21 protein-coding genes and 2 tRNA genes are annotated in these 22119 nt (G+C 56.3%); 13 read left to right on the forward strand and 10 right to left on the reverse strand.

Annotated elements, in window-relative coordinates:
• Positions 1 to 36 precede the first annotated feature (36 nt).
• The 6 genes from ABLN94_RS20075 (at position 37) to ABLN94_RS20100 (ending at position 6710) form a co-directional block, all read left to right on the forward strand.
• Positions 37 to 834 carry a helix-turn-helix transcriptional regulator gene (locus ABLN94_RS20075; protein WP_352995821.1) on the forward strand — a complete coding sequence of 266 codons (798 nt, stop codon included), beginning with the start codon at positions 37 to 39 and terminating at the stop codon, positions 832 to 834.
• Positions 835 to 999: 165 nt separating this feature from the next.
• Entirely contained in the window at positions 1000 to 1191 is a 192-nt protein-coding gene (locus ABLN94_RS20080) for a hypothetical protein (protein ID WP_352995823.1), read from the forward strand.
• Between the two features lie 721 nt (positions 1192 to 1912).
• Entirely contained in the window at positions 1913 to 2551 is a 639-nt protein-coding gene (locus ABLN94_RS20085) for a PepSY domain-containing protein (protein ID WP_352995825.1), read from the forward strand.
• A 38-nt stretch (positions 2552 to 2589) separates the two neighbouring features.
• On the forward strand, positions 2590 to 3249 hold the full coding sequence (locus tag ABLN94_RS20090; RefSeq protein ID WP_170486795.1) for a response regulator: 660 nt from the start codon (positions 2590 to 2592) through the stop codon (positions 3247 to 3249).
• Complete coding sequence (locus ABLN94_RS20095; protein ID WP_352995827.1) at positions 3249 to 4598, forward strand: HAMP domain-containing sensor histidine kinase; 1350 nt, start codon at positions 3249 to 3251, stop codon at positions 4596 to 4598. The genes ABLN94_RS20090 and ABLN94_RS20095 overlap by 1 nt, the downstream gene beginning before the upstream one ends.
• A gap of 708 nt (positions 4599 to 5306) precedes the next feature.
• Positions 5307 to 6710 (forward strand): MATE family efflux transporter, encoded by a 1404-nt coding sequence (locus tag ABLN94_RS20100; protein ID WP_352995829.1) that lies wholly within the window; start codon positions 5307 to 5309, stop codon positions 6708 to 6710.
• Here the strand turns inward: ABLN94_RS20100 and ABLN94_RS20105 are convergent, their stop codons facing one another.
• The 8 genes from ABLN94_RS20105 to ABLN94_RS20140 form a co-directional block, all read right to left on the reverse strand.
• The gene (locus ABLN94_RS20105; protein ID WP_352995831.1) at positions 6711 to 7808 is read right to left on the reverse strand and encodes a M56 family metallopeptidase; all 1098 of its coding nucleotides are present in this window, start codon (positions 7806 to 7808) and stop codon (positions 6711 to 6713) included.
• Positions 7795 to 8190 (reverse strand): BlaI/MecI/CopY family transcriptional regulator, encoded by a 396-nt coding sequence (locus tag ABLN94_RS20110; protein WP_352995833.1) that lies wholly within the window; start codon positions 8188 to 8190, stop codon positions 7795 to 7797. The genes ABLN94_RS20105 and ABLN94_RS20110 overlap by 14 nt, the downstream gene beginning before the upstream one ends.
• Positions 8191 to 8256: 66 nt before the next feature.
• The gene (locus ABLN94_RS20115) at positions 8257 to 8526 is read right to left on the reverse strand and encodes a DUF2160 domain-containing protein (protein ID WP_417750537.1); all 270 of its coding nucleotides are present in this window, start codon (positions 8524 to 8526) and stop codon (positions 8257 to 8259) included.
• A 143-nt stretch (positions 8527 to 8669) separates the two neighbouring features.
• Positions 8670 to 9467 carry a carbohydrate ABC transporter permease gene (locus ABLN94_RS20120; protein ID WP_058280831.1) on the reverse strand — a complete coding sequence of 266 codons (798 nt, stop codon included), beginning with the start codon at positions 9465 to 9467 and terminating at the stop codon, positions 8670 to 8672.
• The gene (locus ABLN94_RS20125) at positions 9464 to 10327 is read right to left on the reverse strand and encodes a carbohydrate ABC transporter permease (protein WP_170392846.1); all 864 of its coding nucleotides are present in this window, start codon (positions 10325 to 10327) and stop codon (positions 9464 to 9466) included. Before ABLN94_RS20125 ends, ABLN94_RS20120 begins: the two co-directional genes overlap by 4 nt.
• On the reverse strand, positions 10324 to 11400 hold the full coding sequence (locus ABLN94_RS20130; RefSeq protein ID WP_352995838.1) for an ABC transporter ATP-binding protein: 1077 nt from the start codon (positions 11398 to 11400) through the stop codon (positions 10324 to 10326). Before ABLN94_RS20130 ends, ABLN94_RS20125 begins: the two co-directional genes overlap by 4 nt.
• 1 nt (position 11401) lies before the next feature.
• On the reverse strand, positions 11402 to 12451 hold the full coding sequence (locus ABLN94_RS20135) for an ABC transporter ATP-binding protein (protein ID WP_352995840.1): 1050 nt from the start codon (positions 12449 to 12451) through the stop codon (positions 11402 to 11404).
• Between the two features lie 82 nt (positions 12452 to 12533).
• Positions 12534 to 14273, reverse strand: a complete 1740-nt coding sequence (locus ABLN94_RS20140; RefSeq protein ID WP_352995842.1) for an ABC transporter substrate-binding protein — start codon at positions 14271 to 14273, stop codon at positions 12534 to 12536.
• Positions 14274 to 14516: 243 nt separating this feature from the next.
• On the opposite strand from ABLN94_RS20140, the gene ABLN94_RS20145 reads away from it, so the two are divergent.
• From ABLN94_RS20145 to ABLN94_RS20175, 7 genes are read left to right on the forward strand one after another with little or no spacing between them, the layout of a single operon-like run.
• Complete coding sequence (locus tag ABLN94_RS20145; protein WP_352995844.1) at positions 14517 to 15878, forward strand: V-type ATP synthase subunit B; 1362 nt, start codon at positions 14517 to 14519, stop codon at positions 15876 to 15878.
• Positions 15856 to 16461: a V-type ATP synthase subunit D gene (locus ABLN94_RS20150; RefSeq protein ID WP_352995845.1), complete on the forward strand. Its 606-nt coding sequence runs from the start codon at positions 15856 to 15858 to the stop codon at positions 16459 to 16461. The genes ABLN94_RS20145 and ABLN94_RS20150 overlap by 23 nt, the downstream gene beginning before the upstream one ends.
• Complete coding sequence (locus ABLN94_RS20155) at positions 16458 to 18254, forward strand: V-type ATP synthase subunit I (RefSeq protein WP_352995846.1); 1797 nt, start codon at positions 16458 to 16460, stop codon at positions 18252 to 18254. The genes ABLN94_RS20150 and ABLN94_RS20155 overlap by 4 nt, the downstream gene beginning before the upstream one ends.
• The gene (locus ABLN94_RS20160) at positions 18251 to 18694 is read left to right on the forward strand and encodes an ATP synthase subunit C (RefSeq protein WP_170486813.1); all 444 of its coding nucleotides are present in this window, start codon (positions 18251 to 18253) and stop codon (positions 18692 to 18694) included. The genes ABLN94_RS20155 and ABLN94_RS20160 overlap by 4 nt, the downstream gene beginning before the upstream one ends.
• On the forward strand, positions 18694 to 19371 hold the full coding sequence (locus ABLN94_RS20165; protein WP_352995849.1) for a hypothetical protein: 678 nt from the start codon (positions 18694 to 18696) through the stop codon (positions 19369 to 19371). The genes ABLN94_RS20160 and ABLN94_RS20165 overlap by 1 nt, the downstream gene beginning before the upstream one ends.
• Position 19372: 1 nt before the next feature.
• Positions 19373 to 20065: a hypothetical protein gene (locus ABLN94_RS20170; RefSeq protein WP_352995851.1), complete on the forward strand. Its 693-nt coding sequence runs from the start codon at positions 19373 to 19375 to the stop codon at positions 20063 to 20065.
• Positions 20062 to 21903 carry a V-type ATP synthase subunit A gene (locus ABLN94_RS20175; protein WP_352995853.1) on the forward strand — a complete coding sequence of 614 codons (1842 nt, stop codon included), beginning with the start codon at positions 20062 to 20064 and terminating at the stop codon, positions 21901 to 21903. Before ABLN94_RS20170 ends, ABLN94_RS20175 begins: the two co-directional genes overlap by 4 nt.
• Before the next feature lie 8 nt (positions 21904 to 21911).
• Here ABLN94_RS20175 and ABLN94_RS20180 read toward each other — a convergent pair.
• Both ABLN94_RS20180 and ABLN94_RS20185 read right to left on the reverse strand, forming a co-directional pair.
• A tRNA-Glu gene (locus ABLN94_RS20180) sits at positions 21912 to 21986 on the reverse strand.
• Between the two features lie 22 nt (positions 21987 to 22008).
• Positions 22009 to 22083 (reverse strand) — tRNA-Glu (locus ABLN94_RS20185).
• Positions 22084 to 22119: the final 36 nt, after the last annotated feature.

Raw genomic sequence — 22119 nt, forward strand, 5'->3', positions numbered from 1 at the left:
GCTAGTTTTTCTAGAAGCGCTTGCGCGCAGGACAGTTTGAATTTCGTACTGGAATGGTCGCACGCTTTAAATGGAAGTAATAACATTCCAGAAGTATTGGATCAGTTACTTCGCATTGTTTATGCCGATGCAGCTTTAATTGTCCGAACTTCGAAACCAAGTGGAAAAGCCGATTATATTGCGCGTTGCTGTCTGCAAGAAGGAAAAGCATTTCCTACCCAGCCGCAAACAAAAGCGGAGTTTGTATTAGGGGATAGTGCAGAAGCAGCAAAAGCGGGTTCAATCTGGAAATTTTCAGATATGAAGGACGACAATGCGCCCATATTCCCTTTTTCGCGTGCGAAATTAAACGGAATTGGCGAGGTCATCGTTATTCCGCTTGAGGCGAAAGCCGGCCATGTCGATTACCTTGAGTTGCATTATCTTCTGCAACCCAGGGAATTCGAGATGGATCTCCTGAGCATTATGGCCTCGACGCTTGCTTCTGGGTGGAGCAGACGCGTCCCCGGTACAATCTCGGCTAGGTTGGAGCAGGGGCGGGGCCATCGCCTCAGAGCAGTTGAGAGCGACAGTTACGTTCCGATCCTGGATCCTCAGAACCCGGCGGATCTAAGCCGGTGCGAGTTCAGGATTTGCGCAATGATGAAAGAGGGAATGACAGTGAAGAAAATTTCCCAATCGCTGTCTGTTTGCCCGACCACGGTGCGTTCACACCTCAGCTCGATCTTTGCAAAGACTGGTGTGTCCAATCAGGTCGAACTGCTGCATCAGTTGAACCGCAAGGCGGAGACCCCAAGAAAATTCGTTCCATCCGAGATCGCGCGTGTCGGGTAGGCGAGACTAAAAGCGGCTTGGGTGATTGCCCCTCCAATAGTGAGGGTGGGGTTAATTGTGCGTGTACATTTTGTTTTCATAGTATTCATATACTTTTGCACATATTCAACCTATGGGGTTGTGCAGGCAATTGAACGTACTGGTCCGTTGAAGGAGAGTGACGTGATGAAATATTTTGCTGGCACATATGTTGCCGCGAACCATGTTCTTGTAGGTGAGAAGTCTAATGGGTCTTCTGTACCGAACGACCTGCCAAGCACTTTGGAGGACGTTTGTGATCGGTTCCCTCCGATCGAAAACGCTTTGACGGACATTGTCAGTGACAAGCGATTTGCGGAAGCGAAGAAAAACAGCTGAAAACGTATTTTGTCGTCTGTTGTTTGTTTGGAGGCGTTCTCGCGTCGGGAAAAAATCGACTCGTCTCCGAGGTGGTTCTAGGAGTCTGAAAACCGGCATCGAGGCATTGGATTTGGGCATGCATTCTGCTCATCGTTCGGCCTAGTGGACAGCTTCACTTCGGCTTCGACCTCGTCGCTCGCAAGTTCTTTTGCGGTACTTTGAAGCGACTGGTGTTTTTGATTGCTCTGAGCGCAAGTAAGCGCATCTTCACAAATGTATTGATATCTGGCGCAAGCCGTTCTGACGCTGCCAAGCCCTTCGACAGTTCTGGCCATAAGCCTAGTGCTGACGCGGTCCAGCGTAAGCCAAGACAGTGTTTTGATTCGACCATTGCGGGAGTCGTGGGCTGTGATCCTAGACGATTCACCTTTGGAAATTTGCACTTTTGTGATGTCGTGAAAGGCTAACGCTGCGACAAGGGCGCCATATCCAACCTAGTTGATTTCTAGCGAACTCGCTGTTTAAAGGCTTGTCGGGGTGTAAACTGTTTCGACCTGTGCGGGAGTTGAGTTCAGGTGTTGTAGATGTTTCTGAATGTGAAACAATTGCGTCGGAATCGGGAAGCAATGGCGCATAAAAGGCCATCGTCATGGAACCTGCAGTCAGTCGACTGTTCACCGTGGGTTAATGCGGAATTTGCTAGATTTAAGTAGCTTTTACACTGTAATGAGTGCGGAGGATGAAGAAGCTTTTAGTCATCACTTGCCTAGTCGCTCTCCTCTCCTTTCTTCAGGTCGAAGAAGGGTACGCTGCCCCGCGCGAAATGAAACAATCGGAATTGCGCAAGGCGACGACCTCGGGGGGCGCTATTCGGCTGAGGAAAGTCATCCGAGGCGTCGAAAAGTTGTATGGCGGCACTCCAGTTGATGCGCGCGCGTTTCAGACCGACAAAGTTTATTACCGGATTTTGGTCAAGAAGCCTAATGGGACAATCATTAGCGTTATCGTGAACGCACAAACTGGGGTTGTTGTGTCGAACCGCTCAAGTATCGGTCGTCAAATCTCCAAGGCGGCAAGGTCCACGCAGGCTAACTCTGCAAATGCTGCATCTCAAGCCAAAGCCAATAACAGTAACAATCAACGTGGCAACAGCAACAACAACAGCGGTGGCAACGGCAATGGCAACAGCGGTGGCAACGGCAATGGCAACAGCGGTGGCAACGGCAATGGCAACAGCGGTGGCAACGGCAACAGCGGTGGCGGCGGAAACTCCGGTGGAAACGGCGGTGGCGGCGGGGGTAACTCCGGTGGAAACGGCGGTGGCGGCGGGGGCAACTCCGGCGGTAACGGTGGCGGCAAAGGCGGCGGTAAAAAATAGTTGTTAATTTTCTATTCAAGTACCTGTAGACATAAGATATGAGAATACTACTCGCGGAAGATGAACCGCACCTTTGCGAACAGATAAAAAAACTGCTGAACGCTGAAGGTCGCGTCGTTGACATCGTCAACAACGGTATAGACGCCCTGCATATGGGCACGACTGAATCCTACGACATGATCATCCTAGATCTTGGCTTGCCACAACGCGATGGCACTTCCGTTTTGCGCGACTGGCGTAGCGCGGGGATCAAGACGCCAGTTCTAATCCTGACTGCTCGGGACGGCTGGAGCGAACGAGTCGATGGTTTGGATGCCGGTGCGGATGATTACATGACCAAGCCGTTCCATCTGCCCGAACTGGCCGCACGTGTCCGCGCCATCTTGCGCCGTCAAAGTGGGCAACTGAATCCTGTGATCGAAATGGGAAGCATTGTTCTCGACACGCGCAACGGGCGTGTGACCGCAGACGGCGTTCCGGTCACCCTGACAGCTCAAGAGATTGCTGTGCTTACCTATCTGGCCCACAACGCTGGCCGTATGATCCCCAGAGCTGAGCTTTCGGAGCACATCTACGAATACGACGGAGATCGGGACTCGAATACCATTGCGGTATTCATAAACCGGCTGCGTAAGAAGCTTGGACCTGACCTCATTACAACAATTCGAGGTCGTGGATATATGATCGATACTGCCTGATGTTATCACTTCGCCAACGTGCCTTGATGGGCGGGATCGCTGCCGGGGCGTTGTCAGTCGGAGTGGGTACGCTAGCCGTATTTTCATATATTGATTCTCGTGTGTCAGAGCAGTTCGACTCCGAACTTAAAGATCGCCACACGCGGCTTGTCGTCGGGTTGAGCGTCGCGACCCAGAATCCTGACGCGTTGCGCGATCTCATGTTCGATCCAAACTACAAAGCCCCGTATTCTGGCCGTTATTGGCAAGTTACAAATAGCGCTGGAGAATTTTTCACATCGGCTTCGCTGTTTGACGAAACCATCGAGGAACCGCCCGCCACCAGCGAAGGCGCAACAATTTGGAATACGTCAGGTCCCGAAGGGGAGGTTCTGCGTGGTGTCTTTCAGGAAATAACTTATGAAGACGGTACAGTTTGGGGTGTTAGCGTTGCAGAAAGCCGGGCTGAGTTAATCAACGAAAGGAGGGCGGCTCAACGAAGTCTTTTACTCGTGTTCGCGGTCGTCGGATTAATCTGTGTCGCGAGCGCTTTGCTACTTACATCGGTTATTCTTAGGCCACTTCGCAAACTACGGTCGGATGTGGCTCACCGCTGGGACACCGACCTCGACCTTAGAGCAAATGATTATCCGGATGAGGTGGCTCCGTTGGTCGGCGATCTGAATCAACTTTTGCGTCGCAACAGAGACATTGTGTCCGGGTCGCGCCGACAGGCCGCCGATTTGGCACATGCCTTAAAAACACCAACGGCTATTTTAAGAAATGAGCTGAGAACTTTATCCGAGGATGGCGCGAAAACGGAAACCGCTGAGGAAGCGCTGGGTCGGATAGACGCTCAGTTAGGGCGATCGCTTGCCCGCATGAGGGCCATTAACACGGCAGAGTTGACCCATTCGCGAACGAACTTGTCAAATTCTGTTAGCAGGTTGGTTCGCCTGTTCAAAACGATCACCGAAGAACAAGGCAAACATCTAATAGTTGCCTACAATCCAGAGATTTGGGTGCGTATGGATGCACAGGATGTTGAAGAAGTTCTTGGGAACCTACTGGATAATGCAGTCAAATGGTGTCGTAGCACTGTGCGTCTAACCTTGTCCCAAAAATCAGACTGTATTGAAATCAGGGTTGAAGATGACGGTCCTGGAATTCCAGAAGACGCTCAGCACGAGGCACTCCGCTCTGGTGGCCGTCTGGATACCTCGGTCAGTGGCAATGGGTTAGGATTGGCAATTGCGGTTGACCTATTGAATGCCTACGGCGCAAGCCTTGAATTGGGAAAATCGGATGCCCTGGGTGGGTTGGAAAGCTGTGTCGTGCTTCCAGCCGAAATCCGCGCAACTACTGGTTAATGGTTCAAGCCTTAGTTCGGCGGCAGATGAGCAGGGTATCCCCGCCTTGACCGGAACAGCGAGCTTTCTGGCAGACGCACGGGATTCACTGTACGTTGCACTTGTCACCCGCGCAATCGTCGCTGCGAGACTTGTGGGTGTTCGCGCGATCCTAAACCGCAGTTTTTATGGATAATACGATGATCGTGCCGGCCGAGGGTGTGCCTTTCTCCGCCCTGGCATTATTGCGTTACGTATATGCTGAGACCTCGCTGCAATGGCCTCAAGTGGGTTTCGACCTCAAACGCCGGACCGAGAAACAAAGTCGTAAACTGTTGACTTTCTGCGCTCCTGGATTTTGGAAATCGATAATTTTCTCGGGTGTAAATTTAATAAACATCAGAAAAATATACAAAATTTTTAAATGTCATTTCGATTTCATCAAGCAGAGGATAAAAGTCTAGGGTTTGGCGGAGTAGTGCGTATTGAATTTTCCGCGGTTCACGGCATCGTCAAGTTGTCTCTGGAAGGTCGGCTGTTGCGCTGAACCCCGATGAGGTTCGATTGGAAACGCCGGATTTCCTTCTGCAGTCTTTGTTTAGTTACTACTGGAAAGAATTCGCGCCGGAGGCCTTGAGAAACGAGGCCGCGAATTACGCGAGGAGATTTTTATTGCTGAACCGAAAGGAACGCGGGCAAATTGGCTCAAGGGGCAGGGGCTGAAAACGCATGACGACTCAATCAGAAGGCAAAGCGGTTTTCTTGTCTGGCAGTCTTATGGGCCACGTTACCCGCATGTCTCTCACCACAAGTATCGGCCTGATGGCGATTTTCGCGGTCGATTTCGTGGACATGATTTTCATTTCGATGTTGGGAAACGACGCGCTGGCTGCGGCCGTCGGTTATGCCGGGACGCTGTTGTTCTTCACCAATTCAATCAATGTTGGTCTTTCTATTGCTGCCGGAGCACTGGTGGCGCGTGAACTCGGCGCCGGGCGCACCGAACAAGCGCGGCAATTTGGTACCAGCGTGGCGGTTCTCGGCGCGTTAGTGGGTCTGCTTGTGTCTGTAACTGTCTTGTTCAACATAAGTTTCTTCTTGTCGCTTCTGGGCGCAGAGGGAGAGGTTCTGCATCTAGCCACCCGCTATGTCTCAATCATCCTGCCGACCATGTGGGTGATGGCGGTCGCGATGACCGGAATGGCGGTTTTGCGTGCTTACGGAGATGCCCGACGCTCGATGCATGCAACGATCTACGGCGGGGTAGCGAATGCCGTATTGGACCCGATCCTGATATTTGCGGTGGGGCTTGGGTTGGATGGTGCAGCGATCGCTTCGGTTATTGCTCGTGTTTGCATGTTGATTGCGGCGGTTAGACCCGCAGTGCGTGTGCACCGTGGGTTTGCCCGACCTTCGTTCGGGAATGTGAAGGTGGATATCCGATCTGTGAGCGCGATTGCCGTACCCGCTGTTCTGACCAATATCGCTACGCCTATCGGCAACGCCATAGTCATTCGTGAAATCGCCCAGTTCGGCACCGACGCCGTGGCGGGTATGGCTGTTATCGGACGGCTGATACCCGTAGCCTTCTCGGTCGTGTTTGCCTTGTCCGGGTCCATTGGACCTATCGTTGGTCAAAACTTCGGGGCTGGTCAGTTTGACCGCGTGCGTGAGGCTTTTTTGGCCGGGGTCAAGTTCACCGCTGTCTATGTCTGCCTAATGGCCGCTGCTCTGTTCCTGCTACGCGCGCCGATTGCCGACCTGTTTCAGGCGCAGGGCGAAACACGCGCTCTGATTTACCTGTTCTGTGGGCCTTTAGCGTTGGCTTCGTTCTTCAACGGAGTGATATTTGTCGCGAATGCCAGTTTCAACAATCTGGGCCACCCGGTCTATTCGACCTGGGTCAACTGGGGGCGGCACACGTTGGGCACATGGCCCTTCGCCGTTGCCGGAGCCTATATCGCTGGTGCGCCCGGTGTGCTGCTGGGGCAGGCGCTCGGTGGTGTGATCTTTTCGGCGGTCTGTTGGGTTTTGGTAAAGCGGATCGTGTCGCATTTGTCCGCGCCCAAGCCTGCCGACCCGTTCGCAGGGCAAAACCGATTGCAGGCATTGTTCGGGCGGAGGGGCTGGTAATCAGTTGCCCTGATTGCGTGCTTCCAACCGTTCTAAGTTGACCACAGTCGAGAGCATCAGGCGGTCATGACTCCAATCCTCAGTCTGTTGAACCGATGCGGCGGCCAGTCCAAGGATAAGTGCAAACAGGATCGTCAGGCCGAGGAACATGAACGGCATTGACGATTGGACCGAAGGCGCATCCGCCAGCGCGATCACCCGTTGGCGCAGCACTCGTTTCGCCTTGCCGCCGGTGACCAGTGCCACGTTCAGAACGCGTGGGCTGCCGCGTACAACGGTTCGGGCGCAATAGTCCAGCAAGCACGAGGTGTAGTCGTTGGTGTCAATTCCTTTGCGGGCGACAACTGATTGATCACAGGCCAGTTCGCGAAGGCGGTCGAACTGATATTTCAGCACAATATAGGCCGGGTTCCAGAACAGTAGCGGGCGCAACAGTTCGAACCCCAACTCCCATTCTACGTCTCCAGCGCGGATGTGTTGCAGTTCATGCGCAAGGGCAAAGCGCAGTTCGCGCGGGGAATCCAGCAGGTGGCTGGGTAAAACGACATGGCGTCGGCAGAGTCCGCGTACTGCGAAGGGTACGGCGATACGGTCCGACAGGCGGATGTCCACCTTGGTCGAGCGGCGCCAAAGGAAGCTGGCGTTCACTGTCTCGCGAATGGCCAAAGCATCTCGGATCACACGCACGGCGTAGACCAGTGAGACCAGCGCCATAAGCGCGAGGACTACGGATACAATTGCGTGGTCTCCGTTAAACAGCACTTCGACCCAGCGTTGGCGTGTGTTCAGCAGCGCCTCGAACTGCGTGGCGGGCATGGCGATGTCACCACGCAGATAGGCAGCCACGGCGATATCTCCGATTGCCACAGTACCTTTGACCGGAGTGTGAGAGGCCAGGGCGGAGACGCCCAGCGCCAGCAGTGGGCTGATAACTACGCAGAGGCAAAGTGCCTTGAGCGTACGCAGTTGCGCCACGAACCCGTGGCTCAGAGACGTTTTGGACATAACGCTCCGTGCGATCAGCCAGACCAGAGCAGCCAGCCCAAGGACCAGATTCCATTCCAGATATGCGTCGAGAACCGGTTTAACCGCTGTCATTTTGCAGTCTCCTCTCTACCAGTGCCCGAATTTCCTCCAGATCAGATTCGCTCAGCCCCGCGTCATCGACCAGACGTGCGACCAGCGAGGCCGGTGTGTCGTCGAACAGAGTGCGAGACAGGTTTTGCAACGATCGCGCCTGATACCTGTCCTTTTCCAGAAGCGGCTTATAGATCAGCGTTTTTCCATCCTTCCGGCTTTCGACGAAGCCTTTTTCATCGAGAATACGCAGGATGGTTGCGCCAGATGTATACGCCAGGTTGCGTTCTGGTGGCAGACGATCAAGCACGTCACGGACCGAGCCCTGACCTAGCGCCCAGAGTTCGTTCATGAACTCCAATTCAACTTCGGTCAGAAGGTTTGTTGTTTTTTTCTTTCGCATCGGTCTTTCGTGTCGCATTTTTTAGTATGCCTGACAGACAAGCATCCTTTCGCTGTTTCGCAAAGCTTAAACTTTCCAGAAGACGAAAATGCCCCAGCCAACGGACACGAAAAGTGGCGTCCAGACTGGTTGGCCCACCAGCCCGAGCCAGGCGAGGAAGATATAAGCCGAACCTAGAAGGGTAATGAACAGGCGATCACCTAGAGTGGTCGTCAGGCCCAACACACCGCGCCGCTCGATCCCGTCGCGGTACTTGAAGCCTTCTAGAACGCCGATCAGGGCAATGGCCGAAAAGATCCCCACAAACACTGCCAGTGTCGCCGGGGTCCAGGCCATCCAGAAATCGGGCCACAGAGGATCGGTCCACGAGAAGCCTTTTTCCTCTTGCTGGCCGACATTGCCCCATCCGGACTGAGCCTGTGCAAAGGCCGTCGAGGGTAGGAAGGGGAGGGAGAGAAGAAGTTTACGCATATCGAACCTCACACACGTCCCATCGCGAAACCACGCGCGATGTAGTTGCGGACAAACCAGATGACGATGGCGCCGGGGATGATGGTCAGGGTTCCAGCAGCCGCCAGAAGGCCGAGTTCATACCCTGCGCTGGAGGCCGTCCGGGTCATTACGGCGGCGATGGGTTTGGCCTCGACTGCGGTGAGTGTCTTGGCCAGCAGCATCTCGACCCATGAGAACATGAAGCAGAAGAAGGCTGCCACACCAACGCCCGCTTTGATGTTCGGCAGGAAGATCGTCACAAAGAAGCGCGGGAAGGAGTAGCCATCGACATAGGCCGTCTCGTCCAGTTCCTTCGGGATGCCGCGCATGAAGCCTTCCAAGATCCATACTGCCAGAGGTACGTTGAACAGTGTATGTGCCAGCGCCACGGCCAGATAGGTGTCGAACAGGTGGATCGACGAATAGAGCTGGAAGAAGGGCAATGCGAACACCGCTGCCGGGGCCATCCGGTTGGTCAGCAGCCAAAAGAACAACTGCTTATCACCAAGGAACCGATAGCGCGAGAACGCATAGGCCGCAGGCAGGGCAACACAGACCGAAAGCACCGTGTTGATCGTCACGTAGATGATCGAGTTGATATAGCCCCAGTACCATGTCGGGTCCGTAAAGATGGTGATGTAATTCTCCAGCGTAAACGTTTGGGGAAACAGGGAAAAGCCCGACAGGATCTCGTTCGTGGTCTTGAAGGACATCGCCACCAGCCAATAGATCGGCAGCATCAGAAACGCGATATAGAGGATCGGGATAAGGGACCGCTTCTTCATTGCGCGTCATCCTTTGTCATCAGAGTGTAGAAGACCCAGCTAACCAGCAGCGTGATGGCGAAGTAGATCAAGCTCATCGCGGCTGCGGGGCCAAGGTCGAACTGTCCCAGCGCGATCTTCACAAGGTCGATCGACAACAGGGTGGTTGAGTTGCCGGGGCCACCGCCGGTCAGCACGAAGGGCTCGGTGTAGATGTTGAAACTGTCCATGAAGCGCAGCAGAACGGCGATGGTCAGGACGGTTTTCATCTTTGGCAGTTGGATATAGCGGAACACCGACCAGGGGCTGGCCCCGTCGATTTTGGCCGCTTGATAGTAGGCGTCCGGGATCGACACGAGGCCCGCGTAGCAGAGCAAGACAACCAGAGAAGTCCAGTGCCAGACATCCATGACGATGACCGTAATCCATGCCGACAGCGGCTGCTGCGTCATGTCATAGTTGATGCCCAGTACGTCATTCAGGAAGTACCCCAGCAAACCGATTTTGGGCAGGGTAAAGATATTCCACATCGACCCGACCACGTTCCACGGGATCAGCATGGGCAGGGCCATCAGCACCAGACATACCGGCACCCAGAAGCCTTTGCGTGGCATAGACAGGGCTACGATGATGCCCAACGGCACCTCGATCAGCAGGATCAGGAAAGTAAACAGGAATTGACGCCCCAGCGCGGCCTGAAACCGATCAGAGCGCAGGATTTGTTCGAACCAGCCCAGACCTTCCCAGAAGAACTGGTTGTTACCGAAGGTCTCCTGCACCGAGTAGTTGACGACCGTCATCATAGGCACCAGCGCGTTGAACGCGACCAATGCCAGCACGGGCAGGACAAAGAACCATGCCTTTTGGTTTTCCGTTCTCATTGCGCCCGCTCCTTGGTTGCGATCCAGCCATCGCGATAGACGCGGGATTGTTCTGGTTTGAATTGCAGGAAGACCTGTGAGCCCGGCTCTGGCACGCTGTGTTCGGTTACGGCCTTGAGGGCAGTATTGCCGACCATCGCGCTGACCACGTAGTGGCGACCAATGTCTGAGACTTTGGTCACATTTGCTGGAATGCCGGTGTCACCAAACCCTACATATTCAGGGCGTATGCCCAGATCGGTTTGGCCACCCTCGCCATGGGTCGGGCCTTCCAGCATCACCTCATGACCTTCGAACACCGCGCGGTCGCCCTTGGCCTCGCAGGGCAGGACATTCATGCCAGGTGATCCGATGAAGTGGCCCACAAAGGTATGCTGAGGGCGCTCGAAAAGCTCAACTGGTGTGCCGATCTGCACCACTTCGCCTTCCTGCATCACCACGACCTCATCCGCGAAGGTCAGCGCTTCGGTCTGGTCGTGGGTCACGTAGATCATCGTGGCCTGCACACGCTGGTGCAGCTCTTTCAGCTTCGACCGCAGTTTCCATTTCAGATGCGGGTCGATCACGGTCAGTGGCTCATCAAACATCACTGCGTTCACATCGTCACGGACCAAACCACGGCCCATAGAGATTTTCTGCTTGTTATCGGGACTCAGACCTGAAGCGCGGGTATTCAGCATATCCGTGACGTCCAACATCTCGGCGATCTCAGACACACGCCGTTCGATGGTTGCAGTATCCACGCCACGGTTTTTCAGCGGAAAGGCTAGGTTTTCACCTACGGTCATCGTGTCGTAGATCACTGGGAACTGGAACACCTGCGCGATGTTGCGCTGATCGGGGGGCAGGGCGGTCACGTCCCGACCATCGAACAGAATTTGCCCCTCGGACGGCGTCAGCAGGCCCGAGATGATGTTCAGCAGTGTTGATTTGCCACAGCCCGAAGGCCCCAGCAGCGCATAGGCTCCGCCATCGCGCCAGGTCACGTCGATTTCCTTCAGCGCATAGTCCTCGGGGCCTTTCGGCGTCGGCATATAGCTGTGTCGCAGGTTTGAAAGTTTGATCTGTGCCATGTCAGGCCACCCTTTGGCCGTCTTGGCCGAAATACCGGCAATGCGCCGGGTTCATGTAGAAACTGTGATCCTCGCCAACCTGATAGGGGTGCACGCCTGCGGCCAGCGATACCCAGGCGTTATCTCCGTGCTGGAAATGCGCGCTTGAGTCTGAGCCGGATAGTTCGGTGACGATCACGCGACCGGTTAGTTCCACGTCAGTTTCCGAGTTGCGGAAGGGTGTCACCCGGTGTGGACGGACAGCGACCATGTAGTCTCCGTCAGCCATGTTGCCGACCGGCCAGCCGCCGCCACCCGCCAGTTGCGCCTGCGCACCAGTCACGGTGATACGCGCCACGTTGATCGGCGGGTCCGAGAACACACGCGCCGCGGCGATGTTTTCTGGATTGCGATAAATGTCAGCGGTTGGGCCGAACTGGGTGACGCGGCCGTCTTCCATCAGAGCTGTGTACCCACCCAGAAGTAACGCCTCTTCGGGCTCCGAAGTGGCGTAGACCACAACGGCACCACGCCCCGCGAACAGGTCAGGCAGTTGCTCGCGCAGTTCTTCACGCAGCTTGTAGTCGAGGTTCGCCAGTGGTTCGTCCAGAAACACGGCGCGGCTTTCCTTGGCAATAGCACGGGCCAAAGCGGTCCGTTGTTGCTGCCCGCCTGACAGTTCGTGCGGGCGTCGGTGCAGCATGGGGCGCAGTTGAAGCAGGTCGGCGGCCTCTTCCACGCGGCCTTCGATTTCGGACTTCGCCATGCCGGCTACACGCAGCGGCGAGGCGATGTTGTCGAATACTGTCATATGCGGGTAGTTCACGAAGAACTGGTGCACCAGGCTGATTTGCCGCTTCTGAGTATTCAGCTTTGTGACGTCTTGCCCATCCATGAAGACTTTGCCTGAGGCGATCGGGTCCAGCCCGGCCATCATCTTGATCAGAGAAGTCTTGCCGGATCCTGTCGCGCCCAGCAGCACATTGAAGTGGCCAGTCTGCAGCGTCAGGTTCGTCGGTTTGATATGGATAACATTGCCAACCCGTTTGGTGGCGTCTTGAAGTTCGATCATGTCCGTGGGTTCCGGTCCTTCAGTGCACTGCACTGGTCTTGGGATGGGGATGCCGCAAACGGCACCCCCGGTTCTCATGGGCTTACTGAGACTGCCAGCGCTGAACCAGTTCGTCATAGTTGACGGTCTGGCCCTGCGGCTTTTCGTTCTCAAGCTTGGCCTTTGGCGAACCCTCTTTCTCCAGCCAGAAGGCGGGGTCCTGCGGTTCGTTTAGACGCGGGCCACAGCCACCGTAGATACCGGCGCTTTCATCCGCGGCCTGCATGCGGGCCATGGTGATGTCCATCTCTTCGGCCAGACGGTCCATTGCCTCTTGCGGCGTGAAGGCACCCGAGTTTACGTCACCGATCTGCTGCCACCAGATCTGGGCCAGCTTCGGATAATCTGGCACGTTGATGCCGGTCGGCGACCATGCCACACGGTCAGGCGAGCGGTAGAACTCGACCAAACCACCCAGCTTGGGTGCGCGCTCGGTGAACGACTCGTGATTGACCGAGCTGTCGCGGATGAAGGTCAGACCCACATGGGACTTCTTCACGTCGACAGTCTTGGAGGTCACGAATTGAGCGTAGAGCCAAGCCGCCTGAGCACGATCCTCAGGGGTCGATTTCAAGAAGGTCCAGGACCCCACGTCTTGGTAACCAACCTTCTGGCCTTCTTCCCAGTAGGGGCCATGCGGGCTGGGCGCCATCCGCCACAGCGGCGTGCCTTCGTCATCCACGGTGTTGTTGCCTTCGGACTTCGGCTTCACCATGTCGGCGGTGAAGGCGGTGTACCAGAAGATTTGCTGGGCGACGTTGCCCTGGCTGAGCGCCGGCAGCGACTGGTAGAAGTCATACGACGCAGCACCCGGAGGCGCATAAGCCCGCAGCCACTCGTCCCACTTACGGATCGCATAGACCGCGGCCGGGCCATTGGCGGCACCACCGCGGGACACCGAAGCGCCAACTGGGTTACAGGTGCCCGCTTCCATGCGGATGCCCCATTCGTCAACCGGAACGCCGTTCGGCTCGCCCTTGTCGCCAGCACCAGCCATCGACAGCCAAGCGTCCGTCATACGCCAGCCAAGGTCAGGCGCGCGCTTGCCGTAGTCCATATGGCCATAGATCGCCACGCCGTCGACTTCTTTGACGTCGTTGGTAAAGAATTCGGCGATGTCCTCATAGGCAGACCAGTTGACCGGAACACCAAGGTCATAGCCGTACTTTTCTTTGAAAGCGGCCTTGTTGTCCTCGTCATCGAACCAGTCTTTGCGGAACCAGTAGAGGTTGGCGAACTGCTGGTCGGGCAGCTGATACAGCTTGCCGTCCGGGCCGGTAGTGAACTGAATGCCCATGAAGTCATCCAGATCCAGCGTCGGCGAGGTTGTCGCCGCCCAGTCGCCGCCCATCATGTCGGTCAGCGGATATGCCAGTTGCAGACGCGAGTGGGTGCCGATCAAGTCACTGTCGTTGACGTAGCCGTCATACAGGTTCCGACCCGTTTGCATTTGGGTCTGTACAGCCTGAACCACTTCACCCTCACCGAGGATTTGGTGGTTGACCTTGATGCCGGTGATTTCCTCGAACGCCTTGGTCAGAACCTCGGATTCATACGAGTGGGTGGGGATACCCTCGGACAGGACGTTGATTTCCATGCCGGCGTAGGGTTGTGCAGCTTCGATGAACCACTTCATCTCGGCCATCTGTTCGTCTTTCGACAGGGTCGATGGCTGGAATTCGTCGTCGATCCAACGTTGTGCTGCGGCTTCGTCTGCCCAAGCAGAACCGTGCCCCGCAATGACGGCAGCCGCCGCCACTGCGGAAAGTAGATGTCTCCGCATCTGTCTCCTCCCAAAGATTATGGTTTCCGGCGCGAACCGGATGGCGAACAGCATCGGCGATTTATTGCATATGTGTCAAACTAAATTTTTAGTAATTGAGAGTTTCGCCGGTTTCGGGGTGTGGTCTCATCCTCGGTTGCCAATTCGTGAATTCGTTGTAAGCTGCACCGACGATTGTAAAAAATGCTGCTGACCATCGCGGCGACGATTAGCCAAAATCACTTGGACGCATGAGGATAGCCAATGTCCCAGAGTCTGTTGAAATACACTCGTGTTCTGGAAATTGTGGGGGACACGATCAAGGTCAGGGTACCGCTGGACGGGTCTTCTGACGCGGCAGTACGTTTCAATGATCTCGCGGTGATTGAGACAGTCGACGGGCATAAAACACTGGCCCAGGCGATCTTCATCGACCGGGATGTGGTGACGCTGCAGGTGTTCTCGGGCACCAAAGGGATTTCGACCGAGGCGACAGCGACCTTCCTTGGCCACCCGATGCAGACACCTTATTCAGCCAACATTCTGGGGCGCGTTTTCGATGGGGCAGGGGTAGAGATCGACGGTGGGCCGGACCTGTCAGCCGAGCCGAGGATCGACATTGGTGGGCCGACCGTTAACCCGGCCGAGCGTGCGGTTCCTAACAAGATGATCCGCACCGATGTGCCGATGATCGACGTGTTCAATACGCTGGTCGAGAGCCAGAAAATCCCGATCTTTTCCGTCTCGGGTGAGCCGTTCAACGCCTTTCTCAGCCGAATCGGTATTCAGGCAGATGCCGATATCGTAGTGTTCGGCGGGTTGGGACTGATCTTTGACGACTACCACACATTCCGGACGTCTTTTGAGGATGCGGGCGTGTTTTCGCGGACCGTGATGTTTGTCAATCAGGCGATGGACCCTCTGGTGGAACGCCTTCTGGTGCCTGACATGGCGCTGGCCGTGGCCGAGAAATTCGCGGTGGAAGAGGGCAAGCGAGTTCTGGTCCTGTTAACCGACATGACAGCCTTTGCCGACGCGATGAAAGAGGTTGGCATCAGTCAGGAGCGTGTTCCCTCGCAGCGCGGTTACATGGGCGACCTCTATTCGCAATTGGCGCGGCGCTATGAAAAAGCCTGCGACTACGCCAAGGGCGGGTCCGTGACCGTTCTGACCGTGACGACGATGCCGGGCAATGACGTGACCCACCCGGTGCCGGACAACACGGGCTATATCACCGAAGGGCAGTTCTATCTGCATTCCGGCGTGATCGATCCGTTCGGCAGCCTCTCGCGCCTCAAGCAGAACGTAATCGGCAAGACAACCCGCGAAGATCACGGCCAGATCATGAACACGATGATCCGTTTCTACTCGGAAAGCCGTGATGCCGCGCAGAAACAGGCGATGGCGTTTGACCTGTCGGATTACGATCATCAGTTGCTGAAATTCGGCGCGCTGTTCCGGTCGCGGTTCATGGATATCAACGTATCCATCCCGTTGGAGGAGGCGCTGGATTTGGGCTGGAAAACGCTGGCTGAGTGCTTCCAGCCTGAACAGTTGCTGATGAAGCAGGCCTTGGTCGACAAGTATTTCCCAAAGGATGCCGATGGCGCGGTTGCAGCTGAATAAATCGTCGCTGGCCCGCCAGCAGACGCAGCTGAAAAGCTATGAACGGTTCCTGCCGTCGCTGGACCTGAAGCGCCAGCAGTTGATGGCGGAACGGGTCAAGGCGCGCGAGGATGTGCGGCGTCTGGAGGAAGAGGTGAAAGACTTGGCCCAGCAGATCGGAGCCAAGCTGCCGATGCTGGCACAACAGGGTGTTGATCTGGACGGGCTGGTAGAGCTCAAGGACTACAAGGTCAAAGAGGTCAATGTCGTGGGCGTCAAAATGCCAGCCCTTGATCGGATTGATGTCGCGGTTCGTCCATATTCTCTGCTAGCCAAACCACATTGGGTCGATGCTGCCGCGCAGATGCTGCATGACATGATCGAGGCGCGCCTTCGGGTCAAAGTGGCCGAGGAACGGGTTCGGATTTTCGACAAGGCCGTCGCCACGATTACCCAACGTGTCAACCTGTTCGAAAAGGTCCTGATCCCGCGGGCCAAGGCCAATATCAAGAAAATCCGGATTTACTTGAGCGACGAGCAGATGCAGTCTGTCGTGCGCTCGAAAATCTCTAAGCGTAAACACGCGCAGGAGGCGGTGTCATGAGTGTCGCGCGGCTCAAGAAACTCTCGCTAGTGGGACGGGCGGCGCAGAAGACAGAGACGCTTGAGGCGTTGCAGGAGCTCGGGTGTATGCACGTGCTACCGCTGGCGCCTCCGCCAGCAGAGCCCGAGAAGATCAGTGAACGCGGTGCAAGAGATGCCTATAAGACGTTGCGTTTCCTGACAGATGTGCCTGAGCTGCGACGTCAGATACAACGTGATCCGGACTTTGATATGGAGCACTTCGTCAAAGACGTGCTGGACCTGATGCAGCGCAGCCGCGACATGACGGATCGGCGTGATTTTCTTGCGCATCGGATTTCTCAGGTGCGGCCATGGGGAGACTTGGATTTTCCACCCAATGACGTGCTGGCCGGCAATCGGTTGTGGTTCTACCAGCTGCCAATGAAGCACCGAAACGCCCTGGAGCAGCTAACGCTGCCTTGGGCAATTCTGGAGCAGGATCACCGTTTCGTCTATGCCGTCCTCATTTCCCCGGATGAACCCGCCGACGATATTTTGCCCGTGGCTCGCACGCATACCGGCTCACTGCCCATACATGAGCTTGAGGCGCAGCTGGAGGAGGCCGAAATCGCCATCGAAGCGCTTGAGGCCGAGCGGGTCGCTCAGACGCGATACCTGACGCTGATGCGGCGCAATCTGTCCGCGGCTGAAAGTGCGGCAGAACTGGCTCATGCAACACAGAAAGTGCGCGACGAAGAAGCGATGTTTGCCTTGCAGGGCTGGGTACCCGAGGATCGGATCGAAGCGGTTCTGGACATGGCGCATGCCAGGGACGCGGCTGTATTGATCGAAGAGCCGGGGCCAGACGACTCGCCACCCACGTTGCTGGAGCAACCGGAAAAACGCAGCGCTGCCATCGACTTGGCGCTGTTTTATCAAGTGCCCGGCTACAAGGATTGGGACCCAAGCGTTATCGTCGCGGCCTCCTTCGCGTTCTTCTTTGCGATGATCGTTGCTGATGCGGGCTATGGAGCCGTCATTCTTTTGGGTCTGCTCCTGTTCTGGAAACGTATGGACGGGACGGTTGGGCAACGTTCGTGGCGGCTGTATGGGCTGATCATTTCCGGCGCGACAATTCTTTATGGTGTTCTGGTCGGCAGTTACTTCGGGGTGGCACCGCCCGACGGGTCGATCCTCGCCAAGGTCAAAATTCTCGATTTGAACAATTTCGGCGCGATGATGATGGTATCAATCGTTGTCGGTGTTCTGCACTTGGTGCTGGCCAACGCGCTGGCCGCACGTGCCGCTTGGGGACAGCGCAAGGCGATTGCCAATTTGGGTTGGATTGCGGCGCTGATAGGAGGCTTTGTCCTGTGGCTCAGCTATATGAAGGGCGACAACCCGACGCCGGGCGCTGTGATCCTCGGTGCGGGCGTTCTGGGTATCCTCCTGTATTCCAGCGAACGACAGATCAAAAAACCAACCGATTGGGTATGGCGCCTGATCGATGGTATCCAAGCTCTGGCCGGGGCGATGGGCGCCTTTGGGGACGTTCTCAGCTATATGCGCCTGTTTGCGCTGGGTTTGGCCTCGGCCTCGCTGGCGATCACCTTCAACGATCTGGCCGTTTCGGTGATGCACGCTTTGAAAGGGCCGGGCATTCTGTTCGCGCTGCTGATTCTGATCATCGGCCATATTCTTAACTTCGCTCTCGCGATGATGAGCGGCGTCGTCCACGGGTTACGTCTCAATTACATCGAATTCTTTAAATGGGGTCTGCCGGACGAAGGCATCGTCTTTCGCCCGTTCGCCCGCAAGGAGGTTCAGGAATGAATGAGCTTGTTCTCACATTGGGTTGGCTGGGCATCTACGCGCCCATGGCGCTGGGCGCGGCGGCCAGCGCGATTGGCTGTTCGATTGCGGGCATGGCCAGTATCGGCGCGATGACCGAAACCGACGGCGGCTATGGCCGTTTTGTCGGTGTCTCGGCCTTTCCGTCAACCATGGTGATCTACGGTATCGTCATCATGTTTACCCTGAACCGAGACGTGACGCCGGAAAACGCAGGTGGGCTGTTCGGGATTGGTATCCTGTCCGGCATCGCGCTGATGTATTGCGGCATCTGGCAAGGGCGGGCTTGTGCGGCGGCGATTAACGCAACCAAAGAGAAACCAGAGATATTTGGCCTGTCGCTGGCACCTGCCGCGATTATCGAGGGCTTCGGCGTTTTTGCCTTTGTCTTCGCCCTCGTCATCAGCGCGGGGATTAGCTGATGGCACAGGATGGGATGATCTCGCACGGTGTCGACGCCCTGATCGATAAGCTGAGAAACGATGGGGTGGCTGCCGGTCAGGCGGATGCGGAGAAACTGAGGGCTGATGCCAAGGCTGAGGCGGCGAAAATTCTGACCGACGCCAAGCGCGAGGCTGAAGAGTATCAGAAAAAGGCGCGCTCGGACTCCGACAACTATCGCGCGGCCGGAGAAGAGGCGCTGAACACCGCTATGCGTGATGCGGTCTTGACGATGAAGGCCGGATTGACGGATCGATTTCGTGAAGATGTCGAACGTCTGGTCACCAAGGAAATGACCGACCCGGACCTGCTGAAACAGATGATCCTTGAAGTCGTTGGCAGAGCCGCTGAGAGAGCAAACCTCGACGGCAAAGTACAAGTCATCCTACCAGCCAAGATCGCTACACAAGAGGACATCAAGCAAAACGCTGATGATATCCAGTCGGGCAAGCTGACCAAATACGTGCTTGGTCTGACCGCCGAGATGCTACGCGAGCAGGTGGAACTACACGCCTCTGACGACGCACAGGACGGCATCCGGGTGAGGGCCGAGGATCAGGGAGTAGTGCTGGACCTGACAGACAAAGCTGTAGCCTCGTTGCTGATGGAGCATCTACAACCCCGATTCCGCGCTGTGTTGGAAGGGGTGATCCGCTGAGATGCCGGACCCCGATGCCTATATCGCACTGATAAGCAGCCTGCTGGGCTCAGAGCGGTTGTTTGTGGCCAAACAGCCGCCTTTGTCGAGATTGCGGCTGGACAGGCGTTTGAGCGCGCTGAAGCCTGAGGACGCGCGTGTTTTGAAGGTGTTGGAGCATGCTCTGAACTGGAGCGACTACGATATGGACGTCACTGACGCTCAGGCAATTGAGCGGTGCAAAGAGGCATTGAGGGACATCCCACAACCGACATTGCGAAAGGTCTTTATCGAAAGGATGGACCTGCGCACGGCCATAGCCGCGCTGCGCTTGCGCAAGCAGGGGGGTAACCCTCCAACTGGAGCCTATGGCATAGGACGATGGAGCCGCCACATTCCGGCTAACTGGAGCGACCCGACCTTCAAGCTGGACGGGCCGATGCCGTGGATTAAAGAGGCCAAGCAGTTGCTCGACGCCGAAGACCCTTTGGGGTTAGAACGGCTGCTTTTGTCGGTCAGTCAAAAGCAACTCAAACGGCACGCCGCACGTCACTATTTCGATTTCGAAGCGGTGGCGATCTACGTGCTGATCTGGAACATTTTCGACCGCTGGGCGCAAAGCAATGCGCAGGACGCGGCCAAGAGATTTGAGCATCTGGCGCTGCAGGCCATGGCCGGCGTCGCCGAGATCGGTTTTGATGGAGCAAGCGCATGACAGCCCCAACCCCCGCCACGCAGACCGCCACCGCCCGCGTTGTCTCGGTGCAGGAGGGGCTGGTGCGGATACAGGCCGATCATGATGCTTCGGGCCAGCCGGGGCAGTTGGTAAAAAACGAGGTTGTTTTCATCCTGCCTACACGCCACGGTCCTGGTGGTCGTCAAGAGCGCCTGAAAGCAGAAGTGCTGCGTGTACGTGGCGATACGGCGGATGTGCAAGTGTATGAGAGTACCGATGGTGTCGCCGTTGGCGACCCGGTCGAACAATCGGGACAGTTGCTATCGGTCGAACTGGGGCCGGGTCTGCTGGGGCAGGTGTTTGACGGCTTGCAATCGCCGCTGCCCAAGGTGGCTGCCGAGTTCGGAACATTCCTGCCGCGCGGTGCGGATGTGGCTCCGCTGGACGATCAGGCGAAGTGGTCCTTTACGCCCTCGGTCAAGGTTGGCGATACGGTGACTGCGGGCGACAGTATCGGCACGGTGCCCGAGGGTCATTTCAGCCATAAGATCATGCTGCCCTTCAATTGGGTGGGGGACTACAAGGTCGTCTGGGTCCAGAAAGGCGCGGCCACAATCCACGACACTGTTGCGCGTCTTGAGGACGCACAGGGTGGAGAGCATACGCTGACCCTTTCTCAGAAATGGCCGGTGCGTCGACCTCTGCCAGAAAGCATCCTGAAACGCGCCCTTTCCGAGCGGCTCTATCCGACCGAGCCGGTCCTGACCTCTCAGCGCCTGATCGACACGTTCTTCCCCATCGCGCGCGGGGGAACAGCCTGTATTCCCGGACCGTTCGGTGCGGGCAAGACGGTGCTTCAAAACCTGATCGCCCGAAACGCCAAAGTGGATATCGTGATCGTCGTAGCCTGCGGAGAACGCGCGGGTGAGGTGGTTGAGACGATTCATGAATTCCCAAAGATGACCGACCCGACCACAGGCGGCAGCCTGATGGATCGAACGATCATCATATGCAATACGTCCTCAATGCCCGTCGCCGCGCGTGAGGCATCGATCTTTACTGGCATCACACTAGGCGAGTACTACCGCCAGATGGGTTACGACGTGCTGCTGATCGCAGACAGCACCAGCCGTTGGGCGCAAGCGATGCGCGAAACGTCCGGGAAGCTTGAGGAAATCCCGGGCGAAGAAGGTTTCCCCGCTTATCTCGAAAGCTCAATCAAGGGTCTTTACGAGCGCGCAGGCGCAGTGAAAACCAATGACGGCGATCTGGGCAGCCTGACCCTGATCGGCACCGTCTCACCTGCGGGCGGTAACTTTGACGAGCCGGTCACGCAGTCCACCTTGTCCACGGTAAAGTGCTTCCTCGGCTTGTCCTCGGAGCGCGCCTACAAGCGGTTCTACCCGGCGGTCGACCCGATGCTCAGCTGGTCGCGCTACACGGATCAGCTATCGGACTGGTACGACAAGAATGCAGAGCCGGGCTGGACCCAAAAAGTGCGCGAGCTTCTGGATTTGATCGAAAAGGGCGAGCAGGTCGATCAGATGATGCAGGTTACGGGCGAAGAGGGCGTCACCATCGAGGATTTCGTTACTCAACAAAAGGCGCTGTTCGTGGATATGGTCTACCTGCAGCAGGACGCGTTCGACAAAGTTGATGCAACTGTACCGCTTGAGCGTCAGAAGATGACATTCAAGCTGGTGTATGATGTGACCCAATCGACGTCAGAATTCACGGATAAGACCGAAGTTCGGCAGGTGTTCACGCAGCTCACCGGATTGCTGAAAAACTTTCACTACGCTGCGGAAAACACGCCGGAATTCAAATCGATCTGGGGCCAGATTCAGGATCTGTGTCGCGACAAGTTCGGAGTGTGAGGATGAAATGGCAGCCCGTAGGGGAATCGAACCCCTCTTTCCAGGTTGAAAACCTGGCGTCCTAACCGATAGACGAACGGGCCACTTGGTCCAAACAAGCACAAGTGGCAGCCCGTAGGGGAATCGAACCCCTCTTTCCAGGTTGAAAACCTGGCGTCCTAACCGATAGACGAACGGGCCACGCTGGCTTGTGGAGGGCCTTTTACGGTTTACCTC

This window comes from Ruegeria sp. SCP11 (assembly GCF_040329455.1).
In the GTDB taxonomy this organism is placed as follows: Bacteria; Pseudomonadota; Alphaproteobacteria; order Rhodobacterales; family Rhodobacteraceae; genus Ruegeria; species Ruegeria atlantica_E.

Coding starts and splice junctions, on each gene's coding strand:
- ABLN94_RS20155 (WP_352995846.1), top strand. CDS start 16,458: ATGAGTGTCGCGCGGCTCAAGAAACTCTCGCTAGTGGGACGGGCGGCG.
- ABLN94_RS20170 (WP_352995851.1), top strand. CDS start 19,373: ATGCCGGACCCCGATGCCTATATCGCACTGATAAGCAGCCTGCTGGGC.
- ABLN94_RS20145 (WP_352995844.1), top strand. CDS start 14,517: ATGTCCCAGAGTCTGTTGAAATACACTCGTGTTCTGGAAATTGTGGGG.
- ABLN94_RS20125 (WP_170392846.1), bottom strand. CDS start 10,327: ATGAGAACGGAAAACCAAAAGGCATGGTTCTTTGTCCTGCCCGTGCTG.
- ABLN94_RS20165 (WP_352995849.1), top strand. CDS start 18,694: ATGGCACAGGATGGGATGATCTCGCACGGTGTCGACGCCCTGATCGAT.
- ABLN94_RS20080 (WP_352995823.1), top strand. CDS start 1,000: ATGAAATATTTTGCTGGCACATATGTTGCCGCGAACCATGTTCTTGTA.
- ABLN94_RS20175 (WP_352995853.1), top strand. CDS start 20,062: ATGACAGCCCCAACCCCCGCCACGCAGACCGCCACCGCCCGCGTTGTC.
- ABLN94_RS20135 (WP_352995840.1), bottom strand. CDS start 12,451: ATGATCGAACTTCAAGACGCCACCAAACGGGTTGGCAATGTTATCCAT.
- ABLN94_RS20110 (WP_352995833.1), bottom strand. CDS start 8,190: ATGCGAAAGAAAAAAACAACAAACCTTCTGACCGAAGTTGAATTGGAG.
- ABLN94_RS20085 (WP_352995825.1), top strand. CDS start 1,913: ATGAAGAAGCTTTTAGTCATCACTTGCCTAGTCGCTCTCCTCTCCTTT.
- ABLN94_RS20160 (WP_170486813.1), top strand. CDS start 18,251: ATGAATGAGCTTGTTCTCACATTGGGTTGGCTGGGCATCTACGCGCCC.
- ABLN94_RS20095 (WP_352995827.1), top strand. CDS start 3,249: ATGTTATCACTTCGCCAACGTGCCTTGATGGGCGGGATCGCTGCCGGG.
- ABLN94_RS20100 (WP_352995829.1), top strand. CDS start 5,307: ATGACGACTCAATCAGAAGGCAAAGCGGTTTTCTTGTCTGGCAGTCTT.
- ABLN94_RS20105 (WP_352995831.1), bottom strand. CDS start 7,808: ATGACAGCGGTTAAACCGGTTCTCGACGCATATCTGGAATGGAATCTG.
- ABLN94_RS20090 (WP_170486795.1), top strand. CDS start 2,590: ATGAGAATACTACTCGCGGAAGATGAACCGCACCTTTGCGAACAGATA.
- ABLN94_RS20120 (WP_058280831.1), bottom strand. CDS start 9,467: ATGAAGAAGCGGTCCCTTATCCCGATCCTCTATATCGCGTTTCTGATG.
- ABLN94_RS20150 (WP_352995845.1), top strand. CDS start 15,856: ATGGCGCGGTTGCAGCTGAATAAATCGTCGCTGGCCCGCCAGCAGACG.
- ABLN94_RS20130 (WP_352995838.1), bottom strand. CDS start 11,400: ATGGCACAGATCAAACTTTCAAACCTGCGACACAGCTATATGCCGACG.
- ABLN94_RS20140 (WP_352995842.1), bottom strand. CDS start 14,273: ATGCGGAGACATCTACTTTCCGCAGTGGCGGCGGCTGCCGTCATTGCG.
- ABLN94_RS20115 (WP_417750537.1), bottom strand. CDS start 8,526: ATGGCCTGGACCCCGGCGACACTGGCAGTGTTTGTGGGGATCTTTTCG.